The sequence below is a fragment of the Rhodoferax sp. UBA5149 genome (assembly GCF_002413825.1).
Lineage (GTDB): Bacteria > Pseudomonadota > Gammaproteobacteria > Burkholderiales > Burkholderiaceae_C > Rhodoferax.
Genome location: NZ_DHXT01000147.1, coordinates 6,477 through 6,904 on the forward strand (window position 1 = coordinate 6,477; position 428 = coordinate 6,904).

At 66.6% G+C, this 428-nt stretch carries 1 pseudogene; it reads left to right on the forward strand.

The window, feature by feature from the left end:
• Positions 1-428 (forward strand): annotated as a pseudogene (locus B3V69_RS12675) (hypothetical protein); the annotation flags it as partial.

The following is a 428-nucleotide window of genomic DNA, read 5'->3' on the forward strand; positions in this document are numbered from 1 at the left end:
GTCGAGGCCGCGTTGATCGATGAATTCGGCATGCACGGTGTGCTGTGCACCACCATGTTTTGCACGCCGGTCGTGATCGTCAACGGGCCGCTGGCGAAGGCGGTCGGCATGAATTCCGGGGTCAACGCGCTGGGTCAGGGCAATCGCGCCAACGCCGCCATCGGGCGGGCGCTGCAACTGGTGATCCGCAACATCGGCGGCGGGCGCCCCGGCGAGCTGGACCGGGCCACGCTGGGCACACCGGGCAAATACAGTTTCTGTTTTGCCGAGGCGCAGGACAGCGCCTGGGACTCGCTGGCGGTGGAGCGCGGCTTTGCGCCCAATGCCTCGACCGTGACGCTGTTTGCCGGTGAAGGTGTGCAAGGCATCGTCGACCAGAAATCACGCACACCGGAATCGCTCGCGCGCAGCTTCGCGCTGTGCCTGCG